Origin of the sequence: Achromobacter sp. 2789STDY5608615 (assembly GCF_001298995.1) — a bacterium.
Classification (GTDB): domain Bacteria; phylum Pseudomonadota; class Gammaproteobacteria; order Burkholderiales; family Burkholderiaceae_B; genus Achromobacter; species Achromobacter insuavis.
Genome location: NZ_CYTY01000022.1, coordinates 50,513 through 60,056 on the forward strand (window position 1 = coordinate 50,513; position 9,544 = coordinate 60,056).

Consider the following 9,544-nt stretch of genomic DNA (forward strand, 5'->3'; position numbering starts at 1 on the left):
CAGACCTCCGCTTGCTTCACCCTTTGCCGCCGGCGCGCCGGCGGCAGGGGCTTCTTTTGTCCAACGCCATACCAATCGAGGGGATCACACCATGAAAAGAATCATCCGCCATCGCAGCACGCTGGGCGCCGCCCTGGCCCTGAGCTGCCTGAACCCGGCGCAGGCCGCCGAGACCAGCAGCGTGACGCTGTATGGCCTGGTCGACCTGGGCACCACCTATGAACGCAAGGACGGCGCCTCCAGCCTGCGGCAGAAAAGCGGCAACCAGTCGGGTTCGCGCTGGGGCCTGCGCGGCGCCGAGGACCTGGGCAACGGCTACAAGGCCGTGTTCCGCCTGGAAAGCGGCTTCAACGCCAACAACGGCACGCAGGCGCAGGGCCGCATGTTCGGCCGCTGGGCCTACGTCGGCCTGGCCGGCGGCTTCGGCGAAGTGCGGCTGGGACGCCAGTGGGTCTACGGCTTCGAGTGGGCCGGCGTCGGCTCGCCGTTCGGCACCGGCTGGGGCCAGTCCTCCAACAACGCCAGCCTGGGCTACAACGACGGCGACTTCGGCGCCGGCGGCCGCGTCAACAACGCCGTGTTCTACGCCACGCCGCGCGTGGGTGGCTGGCAGGCGGGCCTGGGCTACAGCTTCGAGGCCCACGACGGCGAGGCCTTCGCCACCGACGCCCACGACCGCGTGCTGACCACCGGCCTGCGCTACAACGGCGGCCCGGTGGCGGCGGCGCTGACCTACGAGCGGCTCAATCCGAATTCGCAGCTGCCGAACAAGAAGACCGCGGGCAACCTGCAGGTGGCGGGCTCCTACGACTTCGAGTGGATCACGCTGCACGGCACCTACGGCAACCTGCGCAACGCCAACACCGGCCCATCGGCGGGCTACGACCGGGTCAATTCGTACATCGCCGGCGTCAGCGCGCCGCTGGGCAAGGCCGGCACGGTCATGGCCTCGTACCAGCGCGCCACCGGCTCGGACATCACCGGCTGGGCCCTGGGGTACCAGCACGACCTGTCCAAGCGCACCAACCTGTACGCCTACGTCAACCGCCTGGACATCCGCGAATCGCACACGCTGCAGACCTCGGTCGGCATCCGGCATCAGTTCTGACCGCTATAGAAACGCGCGCGTGCCCCACCAGCCGGGCAGCAGCAGCGCCGCCGCCCACAGGAAGGCCGAAGCCCAATTGGCGACCTGGAACGCGGCGGCGCGCATGCCGCAGATGCCGGCGATCATCGGCACGGTGGCGCGCAGGGGGCCGAAGAAGCGGCAAAGCACGATGCTCAGCACGCCCCACTTCTGGATGAACCGCGTGCTGCGATGCAGGAGTTCGGGACGTTTGCGCAGCGGCTTCGATTGCGTCAGGCTGGGCCCGAACCACACGCCGCAGGCGTACTGCACCCAGTCGCCCAGCGCCGCGCCCACCGCGATCGCCAGCCATACCGGCACGAAGCCGCTATCGCCCAGCCCCAGGATGGCGCCGATCGACAACAGCAGCGCGGTCCCGGGGATCACCAACGCCACCAGCGGCAACGACTTCAGGAAGGCGAACGCGAACCCCAGCGGCGCCAGCCAGTCGGCGTGGGTCCGGGCGAAGTCGACCAGGGTCTCCTGCAGGGAATGGAAGGTTTCGAACAGCATGCGGCGTCGGCATCAGGCAGGCATCAGGGCCATCGTACCCGGCCCGGGCCTCAGACGATCACGTCGCGCAGGCCGCGCGGCTGCCGCGACACCAACCCGGCCAGGCGCGCCAGCGCCTGCGCCAGCGCCTCGCGCTCGGGGATGCTGCCCAGCGAGATGCGGATGGCGTTGGGCGCGCCGGGGCCTTGGTGGAAGGCTTCCGACGACGTGACGCTCAAGCCTTCGTCGCGCGCCACCCGCTCCAGGTCGGCGGCGGTCCAGCCATCGGGCAGCGGTTGCCACAGGTGGATGCCGGCGGCCGCGGCCGGGAACGGCCCCGGCAACAGTTGCCGCGCCAGCTGCTGGCGCGCCTGAGCCTCGGCGCGCACGCCATCCAGGATCTGCCGCGCGGCGCCGCTGGTGATCCATTGCGTGGTCAGCACCCCCATCAGCGGCGCGGCCATCACCGCGAAAGACCGCATCGCCGCCAGCACGTTGCGGCGGCTGTCCCGGTCGGGCCCCAGCACGAAGGCGGTGCGCAGGCCGGGCGTCAGGGTCTTGGCCAGCGTGGCGATGTAGAACACCGAGGCCGGCGCCAGGCTGGCCAGGGCCGGCGGCGCGCCGTCCAGGAACAGCGAATAGGGATCGTCCTCGATGATGCGCACGCCGCAGGCCACGGCCGAGCGCACCAGGTCGCGGCGGCGCGCGGCGCTCATGGTGTGGGCGGTGGGGTTCTGCAGCGAGGGATTCAGGTAGACCAGCCGGCCGCCGTCGCGGCAGGCGCGTTCGAGACCGGCGGGCGTCATGCCGTCGGCATCGGACTCGGCCACCAGCACGCGGCGCCCCAGCTGCTGCGCCGCCGTCAGCAGGCCGGGATACACCAGCGGCTCGGCGATGATGCCGTCGCCCGGCCGGCTATAGGCCAGCATCACCGCGGCCAGCGCGGCCTGCGCGCCGGGGCACACCAGCACGCGGTCCGGGTCGACCCGCTCGACCGACTGCGCCAGCCACTGCGCGCCGGCCTCGCGTTCGGCCGGGCCGCCGCCGGCCTGGTGGTAGGTCATCATCACCCCGACATCGTGGCGCTCCATGGCCTTGGCCAGGCCGCGCCGCAGCAGGTCCTGCAGGTCGCAGCCCAGCGGCAGCGGCGGCATGTTCATGCCCAGGTCCAGCATCTGCAGCAGCGGTTGTTCGGCCGGCCGCGCGATGAAGGTGCCCAGCGGTCCGCGCGCCTCGAGCAGCCCGCGCTGGCCGGCCTCGGCGTAGGCGCGCGTCACGGTCGTCAGGTCCACCCCCAGGTGCTGCGCCAGGCGCCGCTGCGGCGGCAGGCGATCGCCCGGCTGCATGCGGTTGGCGGCCACCGAGGTCTCGATGAAATCGGCGATCTGGCGGTAGCGGGGGCCGGCGCCGCGGACGAATTTCAGCGGCCAGGATGCATACATTTCTTCGTCATGCATGGGATTAACTGCGCCAATAAGTCGCAATGTATGGATGATCTCAACTGACCAGTATGGCGACAAACGCAATTCAAGTCCATACATAAGGAATCTTGTACGGTCTTTTTTTTCCAGGCCGTGCCGGTGCCGTTACGGCTCGCCGGTTGCGACGTGGCGCGGGACTGGACGTGGCGGTTCATGCCAATCGACGACCGCATCACCGAGGGCGGCGGCTTGCCATGGGTCATCGGGCTGATAAGATCAAAGCCCGCGCCGGCCGCCGCGCCCGCCCTCCCGCCCCCCCGGGGACGGCCACGCCAGCGGCGGCCCCTCTGCCGACCCCATGCGACCCGACCTGAACCTGCTGTACGCGCTGCAAGCCCTGCTGGAAGAAGGCAGCGTCGTCGGCGCCGCCCGCCGCATGAACCTGAGCGCCCCGGCCATGAGCCGCACGCTGGCGCGCATCCGCGAAACCACCGGCGATCCGATCTTCGTGCAGTCCGGCCGCGCGCTGGTGCCGACGCCGCGTGCGCTGCAACTGCGCGAGCAGATCCACGACGCGATCCAGCAGGCCAGCGGCGTGCTCGCGCCCGGCGAACAGGTCGACCTCAAGCGGCTGGACACGCGCTTCAACGTGCGCGCCAACGATATCTTCACCGGCATCTACGCCGGCCGCCTGCTCGACGCGCTGCAGAACGACATGCCGCGCGCCACCTTGCGCTTCATGCCCGAGGAAGACGACGTCGACGACGAGATGCTGCGCGCCGGCCGCGTCGACCTGTTCATCAGCGCCGCGCGCCAGCTGGGCCATGAGATCCGCGTGCAGCCGCTGTTCACCACCCGCATGGTGGGCGTGGCCTGCGCGGACCATCCGCTGTTCAAGGACGAGATCAGCGCGCGGCGGGTGGCGCGCTGGGGCCACATCAGCGTCTCGCGCCGCGGCAAGTCGCACGGCCCGATCGACGAAGCCTTGGCCAGGCAGGGGCTGGACCGCCAGGTCACCCTCACCGTGCCCACGCCCAGCGCGGCGCTGCTGGCGCTGCATGGCTCCGACCTGATCCTGCCGCTGCCGGAACAGCTGGCGCGCGCCGCCATCGAGATGGGCATGAAGATCCGCCTGTTCGACATGCCGCTGGAACTGGAGCCGGTGCTGATCATGCAGGCCTGGCATCCGCGCTTCCAGCATGCGCCCGCGCACCAGTGGCTGCGCCGCACCATCCGCGCGCTGACCGAAGACGCGCGCGACGCCGACCCCGCGCCGCGCTGACGCGGCCCGCGCGCCAGCCGTGCGCGCGACGCATGCCTGGCGTGCGAACTCTCGACTTCTCCGCGCCCGCACCCGCTCCTAGACTGGCTCATCGCAAGCATTCAGGAGCGATGCGTTCATGTCTGAAGTCCGGTCCGCCGTCGCGGACATTCCTCCCTCGTGGCCCGGCCGCGCGCGGGCCCTGCTGTCGCGGCTGGATCTGACCACGCCGCGCAGCGCCTACGTCGCCCGCTCCACCGCCGCCGCCCTGCTGGCGCTGGCCGTGGCCTACCCGCTGGAACTGGACACGCCGTTCTCGGCCGCCTCCACCGTGCTGCTGGTCATCAACCCGGTCCAGGGCGCGGTCATCGGCAAGGGCGCGTGGCGCGTCATCGGCACGCTGGTCGGCATGCTGGCGGCCGTGGCGCTGATGGCCGTGGCCGGCCAGCAGCCGCTGCTGTTCGTGCTGGGCTTTGGCGCCTGGCTCGGGCTGTGCGTCGCGGCCATGACCCTGCTGCGCCATTTCCGCGCCTCGGGCGCGGTGGTGGCGGGCTACACCATCGGCCTGGCGACCTACGGCGCCATGGGCCATCCCGAACATACCTTCGAGCACGTCATGGGCCGCGGCGCCACCGTGATGATCGGCGTCGTCTGCCTGGGGCTGGTCAGCAGCCTGTTCAGCGCCCGCACCCTGCGCGTTCGTCTCCATGCGCACTACCAGCGGCTGGCGGCCGGCGTGGCCGGCGCGATCGCGCGCCAGCAAGGCGCGGCGCCCGCCGAGGCGCTGGCGGCGCGGCAGGCGCTGATCGCCGACGTATATGGCGTGGACGATCTGCTGGCGGCCGGCAAAGCCGAGTCGGAGGACCTGGCGCAACGCGCGGCCGCCGTGCGCAATGGCATGGCGGCGCTGTTCGGCGCCCTGATCGGCGGGACCCCGGCGCGCACGGACGAGGGCCCCGCCGCCCAGGCCCTGGCCGCGCTGCGGGCGCCGTTGCGCCAGGCCTGGGAGGACGCCAGCCAGGCGCTGACGGCCGGCGACCTGCCGCGCGCCGCCGGCCTGCTGCGTCAGGCGCGCCAGTCACTGATCGATGCGCTGTCCGACCTGCGCCTGGCGGATGCGCGCCAGGAAGCGACGCTGCTGATCGCCGCCGAGCGCCTGGGCGAACAGCTCGACGCCTATCTGGACGCGCTCGACGGCCTGGCCGCGCTGGCGCAGCCGCGCCCGCCCGCCGGCGCCGCGCCGGTGCGCTTTCACCGTGACTACGCCAGCGCCGTGCGGAACGGCCTGCGCTCGATGGCCGCCATCGTGCTGGCCGGCCTTTTCTGGCTCTGGAGCGGCTGGACCGACGGCGACATGATGCTGCTGGTGCTGGCGCCTTACTGCTCGCTGCTGGCCACCGCGGGCGATCCGCCGGCCGGCGCCCGCGCCTTTCTGCGGGGCTGCCTCTATGCCGTCCCCGCGGCCTGGGTCTGCGCCTTCGGCGTGCTGCCGCACCTGGACGGCTTCGCGCTGCTGGCCGTGGCGCTGGCCGTGTTCTGGCTGCCCGGCATCCTCGCCACCAGCTCGCCCCGCACGGCGTTCGGCGGCCTGGCCTACCTGGTCGCGTTCAACACGCTGACCGCCGCCGACAACCCCATGCAGTATTCGATGCAGGCCTTCGCCAACCACGCGGTGGCCTGGGTGCTGGCGACGTCCTTCGCGCCGCTGTGCTTCCAGGTGATCCTGCCGCGCCACCCGGGCCGCGACATCGCCCGCCTGCGGCGCGTCATCCGCGACGACGCGCTGGCGCTGCTGCGCGGCAAACGGCTCGCCGACACCGGCTGGCAACAGCGCCAGCAGCACCGCGTGGCGCAACTGGGCGCGTTGCTCAAAGGCCGGCCGGCGCAACTGGCCGATGCGCTGGCGCAAAGCCTGGCGGCGCTGCGCGTCGGCCTGGAGACGCAGCGCATCCAGCGGCTGCTGGCCAACCGCGCCTTGCCGCCCCAGGCGCAACGCCTGGCGCAAGCGGGCCTGGATCGCCTCGCGCGCGGCGGCGCCCCCCCGCGTCCCGCCGGTCGCAACATGCGCGCCGCGCCGCCCGCCTGCTGGCGGGGCAGCTGGACCTGGCCGGCCCGCAACGCCCGGCCGTGCAGAAGGCCATGGCCGCCTTCGCCGACATCCACTGGCTGATCCAAGGCCATGCCGCCTATTTCGATGCCCATCCTTTCCTGGAGCCGCCCCGTGCTGAGTGAAGTCGCCATTGCCGGCATCTACGTGCCACCGTTCTTTTTCTATGCCTGCGTGGCCGTGCCGCTGTACTGGCTGGCGCGTGTCGTGATGGCGCGCAGCGGACTGCTGCGGCGGGTCTGGCACCCCGCCCTGTTCGAGTTCGCCGTGTCGCTGGCGCTGGTGTCCCTGTTGATCCTGACCCTTTGATTGCCGTATTCCCATGTCTCCGTCATTGCAGAAAACCTTTCGCGTGGTCCTGACCCTGGCCGCGCTCGCCCTGGCCGGCGCCCTCGTCGCCGCGCTCTGGAACGCCTACGTCCTGGCGCCCTGGACTCGCGACGGGCGCGTCAGCGCGCACGTGGTGCGGGTCGCGCCCGAAGTGTCCGGCACCGTCGCCGACGTCGCCGTCGACGACAACCAGCCGGTCAAGCGCGGCGACGTGCTCTACCGCATCGATCCCAGCCGCTTCGAGCTGGCGGTGGCCCAGGCCCGCGCCCTGGCGGCGGCGGCCGATGAAACCCTGCGCCAGCGCCAGGACGAGGCGCGCCGCCGCCACGGCCTGGACGACCTGGTCTCGCGCGAGGACATCCAGCGCGCCGGCCGCGCCGTCGCCATCGCCCAGGCCGAGGCGCAACGCGCCCGCGCCGCGCTGGAGGTGGCCGAGCTGGACCTGGCGCGCAGCGTGCTGCGCGCGCCGGTGGACGGCTTCGTCACGCGGCTGCGCCTGCGCCGCGGCGATTACGCGGTGGCGGGCAAGCCCGACATCGCCATCCTCGACGCCCACAGCTTCTGGATCACCGGCTATTTCGAGGAGACCAAGCTGGAACGGATCCGGCCCGGCGCGCCGGCGCAGATCAAGCTGATGGGCTTCGCGCCGCTGCTGACCGGCCGCGTCGCCTCGATCGGACACGGCATCGCGGACGACAACGACGGCCCCGACGAATACGGGCTGCCCGCGGTCAAGGCCAACTTCAGCTGGGTGCGGCTGGCACAGCGCATTCCGGTGCGTATCGAGATCGACGCGGTGCCCGACGGCGTCCAGCTGGCGGCGGGCATGACGTGCAGCGTCGACATCGGCGCGCCGGGCGAGCAGCGCGTGGCGCGCGGCCGGCTGGCCGGCTGGCTGCACAACCTGATGTAGGAGGCGCCATGCGTATCCCCTCCGCCCTCGCTCGAACCGCCGCGCCACGCCGCGGCGCCGCCATTGCCGCGTTGTCCGCGACGCTCGCGGGCTGCGCCGCGGTGGGACCCGACTACCACGCCGAGCCCCCCCGATCCACCCGCAAGCCTGGTCGACGCCGCTGGCCGGCGCCGCCCCCCGTCGATCCGGCCGCACTGGCGCAATGGTGGCGCGCCTTCGACGATCCGCTGCTCGATGAATTGCTGCAACAGGCGCTGGCGCACAACCAGGACCTGGCGATCGCCCGCCTGCGGCTGCTGCAGGCCCGCGCCGAACGCGATCAGGTCGCCAGCCACCTGGGCCCCGACGTCGGCGCCCGCGCCGACGCCACCGCCTCGCGCACGTCGCTGGCGCTGCGCCCGCCCGGCGTCGGCGAGTCTCGCGCCTATCAGCTGGGGCTGGACGCCAGCTGGGAGATCGACGTCTTCGGCGGCCGCCGCCGCGCCGTCGAACGCGCCGACGCCGACGCGCAGGCGATCGAGGAAGACGGCCATGCCCTGCGCATCAGCCTGCTGGCCGAACTGGCCGGCGACTATGCCGCGCTGCGCGCCACCCAGGCGCGCGGCGCCATCGCCCGCGACAACATCGCCACGCTGACCGCCGCCGAACGCCTGGCGCAACGCGCCGCCACGCATGGCCTGGGCACGCGCGCCGAGGCCTCGCAGGCGCGCGCCGAACGCGAATCGGCCGAGGCCCGCGTGCCCGAGCTGGCCGCCGACGAAGCACGCCTGGCACATGCCATCGGCGTGCTGGCGGGCGGCTTCCCCGGCGACCTCAAGGTGCGCCTGCTGGCCGGCGGGCGGCCCCTGCCGACGCCGCCCGCGCTGCCGGCCGGCCTGCCCTCGGACGTGGTGCGCAACCGCCCCGACATCCGCGCGGCCGAACGCCGGGTGGCGGCGGCCACGGCCGGCGTCGGCGTGGCCACGGCGGCGCAATTTCCGACCTTCGTGATTCCCCTGGGCGTGGGCAGCGCCGCCAGCCTGGTGCACGACCTGTTCCGCGACGCCAGCGCCGTCTGGTCATTGGGCGCGGGCGTGCGCCACGCCGTCTATGACGGCGGGCGCGCCTCGGCCGGCGTGCGCGCCGCCGAGGCCGAAGCCCAGGCCAGCCAGCTGGCCTGGGCCCGCAGCGTGCGGCGCGCGTTCCAGGATGTCGAGGACGCGCTGGCCGGCCTGAACGCCGAACAGGCGCGCCAGCAGTCGCTGGCCGCCGCCGTCCACGACAGCCAGGACGCGCTCGACCGCGCCACGCGGCTGTACCGCAACGGCCTGAGCGGCTATCTCGGCGTCCTGACCGCCCAGCGCGCCACCTACCAGGCGCGCGACGCCCTGGCGCTGAGCCAGCTGGCGCGGGTGCGCCACGCCATCGGTCTGTACAAGGCGCTCGGCGCCGGCTGGCAGCCGCCATCCAACGCCGCGCAACCCGCCGCGCAGCCGCTCGCAAGCCCTCTCGTTTCCCCCTCCCCGCTTACCCGGAGCCCCTCATGAGCATCCACCCCGACGCCTTCCGCGTCCACGACGTACGCCGCTATCCGCTCTGCCTGTTCGACCCGGCCCAGGTCCACCCCGGCTACGCCGCCCAATGGCAGACCGAAATGGAAGCCCTGCTGGCGGCCGGCCAGCCCTTCACCGTGGCCTACGTCGAACTGGACCCCGTCGAACCGCACGAAGACCGCAAGCAGCGCGGGCTCTGGCTCAAACACAACAAGGCGCGTCTGGGGCGGCTCTGCAAGGCCCAGATCAGCGTCGAGCCCGACGCCGGCCGCCGCGCCGAGGCCGAGCGGCAGGGGCAGCTGGCGGCGCGCGCCTTCGGCATCCCGCACGAGGCCGTGGCCACCCTGGAGGAAGCCGTGGCG

9 protein-coding genes are annotated in these 9,544 nt (G+C 72.7%); 7 read left to right on the forward strand and 2 right to left on the reverse strand.

Annotated features, from left to right (window positions below; all coding sequences use genetic code 11):
- Positions 1 to 91: 91 nt before the first annotated feature.
- Positions 92 to 1,108, forward strand: coding sequence for a porin (locus AOZ49_RS19330; RefSeq protein ID WP_054431609.1), 1,017 nt, complete (start codon positions 92 to 94; stop codon positions 1,106 to 1,108).
- A 3-nt stretch (positions 1,109 to 1,111) separates the two neighbouring features.
- On the opposite strand, the gene AOZ49_RS19335 is transcribed toward AOZ49_RS19330, so the two are convergent.
- Positions 1,112 to 1,639 carry a DedA family protein gene (locus AOZ49_RS19335; protein ID WP_156333155.1) on the reverse strand — a complete coding sequence of 176 codons (528 nt, stop codon included), beginning with the start codon at positions 1,637 to 1,639 and terminating at the stop codon, positions 1,112 to 1,114.
- A gap of 50 nt (positions 1,640 to 1,689) precedes the next feature.
- Positions 1,690 to 3,075: an aminotransferase-like domain-containing protein gene (locus AOZ49_RS19340; protein ID WP_054477176.1), complete on the reverse strand. Its 1,386-nt coding sequence runs from the start codon at positions 3,073 to 3,075 to the stop codon at positions 1,690 to 1,692.
- A 322-nt stretch (positions 3,076 to 3,397) separates the two neighbouring features.
- On the opposite strand from AOZ49_RS19340, the gene AOZ49_RS19345 reads away from it, so the two are divergent.
- The 6 genes from AOZ49_RS19345 to AOZ49_RS33015 all read left to right on the forward strand — a co-directional run.
- The gene (locus AOZ49_RS19345; RefSeq protein WP_054477178.1) at positions 3,398 to 4,321 is read left to right on the forward strand and encodes a LysR family transcriptional regulator; all 924 of its coding nucleotides are present in this window, start codon (positions 3,398 to 3,400) and stop codon (positions 4,319 to 4,321) included.
- A gap of 118 nt (positions 4,322 to 4,439) precedes the next feature.
- Positions 4,440 to 6,470: an FUSC family protein gene (locus tag AOZ49_RS19350; RefSeq protein WP_054477180.1), complete on the forward strand. Its 2,031-nt coding sequence runs from the start codon at positions 4,440 to 4,442 to the stop codon at positions 6,468 to 6,470.
- Positions 6,471 to 6,521: 51 nt separating this feature from the next.
- A complete protein-coding gene (locus AOZ49_RS19355) occupies positions 6,522 to 6,716 on the forward strand; it encodes a DUF1656 domain-containing protein (protein WP_054477182.1) in 195 nt (64 codons plus the stop codon).
- Between the two features lie 13 nt (positions 6,717 to 6,729).
- Positions 6,730 to 7,650, forward strand: coding sequence for an efflux RND transporter periplasmic adaptor subunit (locus tag AOZ49_RS19360; RefSeq protein ID WP_054477184.1), 921 nt, complete (start codon positions 6,730 to 6,732; stop codon positions 7,648 to 7,650).
- Positions 7,651 to 7,658: 8 nt separating this feature from the next.
- Complete coding sequence (locus AOZ49_RS19365) at positions 7,659 to 9,176, forward strand: efflux transporter outer membrane subunit (protein ID WP_054477186.1); 1,518 nt, start codon at positions 7,659 to 7,661, stop codon at positions 9,174 to 9,176.
- Positions 9,173 to 9,544 (forward strand): hypothetical protein (locus AOZ49_RS33015; protein WP_054477188.1); only part of this gene is annotated, 372 nt, incomplete at its 3' end. The genes AOZ49_RS19365 and AOZ49_RS33015, both read left to right, overlap by 4 nt.

What these genes read in the sequence shown, in the direction of transcription:
- AOZ49_RS19350 (WP_054477180.1), top strand. Translation starts at nt 4,440, where the DNA reads ATGTCTGAAGTCCGGTCCGCCGTCGCGGACATTCCTCCCTCGTGGCCC.
- AOZ49_RS19340 (WP_054477176.1), bottom strand. Translation starts at nt 3,075, where the DNA reads ATGCATGACGAAGAAATGTATGCATCCTGGCCGCTGAAATTCGTCCGC.
- AOZ49_RS19360 (WP_054477184.1), top strand. Translation starts at nt 6,730, where the DNA reads ATGTCTCCGTCATTGCAGAAAACCTTTCGCGTGGTCCTGACCCTGGCC.
- AOZ49_RS19330 (WP_054431609.1), top strand. Translation starts at nt 92, where the DNA reads ATGAAAAGAATCATCCGCCATCGCAGCACGCTGGGCGCCGCCCTGGCC.
- AOZ49_RS19345 (WP_054477178.1), top strand. Translation starts at nt 3,398, where the DNA reads ATGCGACCCGACCTGAACCTGCTGTACGCGCTGCAAGCCCTGCTGGAA.
- AOZ49_RS19365 (WP_054477186.1), top strand. Translation starts at nt 7,659, where the DNA reads ATGCGTATCCCCTCCGCCCTCGCTCGAACCGCCGCGCCACGCCGCGGC.
- AOZ49_RS19335 (WP_156333155.1), bottom strand. Translation starts at nt 1,639, where the DNA reads ATGCTGTTCGAAACCTTCCATTCCCTGCAGGAGACCCTGGTCGACTTC.